This is a genomic window from Pseudomonas sp. 2822-17 (genome assembly GCF_002742485.1).
Lineage (GTDB): Bacteria > Pseudomonadota > Gammaproteobacteria > Pseudomonadales > Pseudomonadaceae > Aquipseudomonas > Aquipseudomonas cyclaminis.
In genome coordinates, this window is record NZ_LJRZ01000697.1 from 1 (window position 1) to 279 (window position 279).

Annotated in this window: 1 protein-coding gene; it reads right to left on the reverse strand. The window is 37.6% G+C overall.

Features of this window, described 5'->3' with window-relative positions; translation table 11 throughout:
- Window positions 1-248, reverse strand: a 248-nt coding sequence (locus tag AOA60_RS23890; RefSeq protein WP_305887061.1) for a nucleoside-diphosphate kinase, incomplete at its 3' end; no start/stop codon positions are given.
- Between the last annotated feature and the right edge of the window lie 31 nt (window positions 249-279).

The following is a 279-nucleotide window of genomic DNA, read 5'->3' on the forward strand; positions in this document are numbered from 1 at the left end:
GAATTATTTTTTTCGTAACTAACTAGTTCCTCATCATTAAAAAATAGATTTGTCTCTCTTATTGCACTCTCTGATGAGTCTGACCCATGAATAATATTTTTAGATACTTGGACCCCAAAATCTCCTCGAATTGTTCCTGGAAGAGCTTCTTGTGGATTGGTTTTCCCCATCATTTTCCTCGCTTCACTAATGACACTTTCACCTTCCCATACCATTGCAAAGACAGGACTTGAAGTGATGAATCCCACTAAGTCTCCAAAAAAAGGACGTCCTTTATGT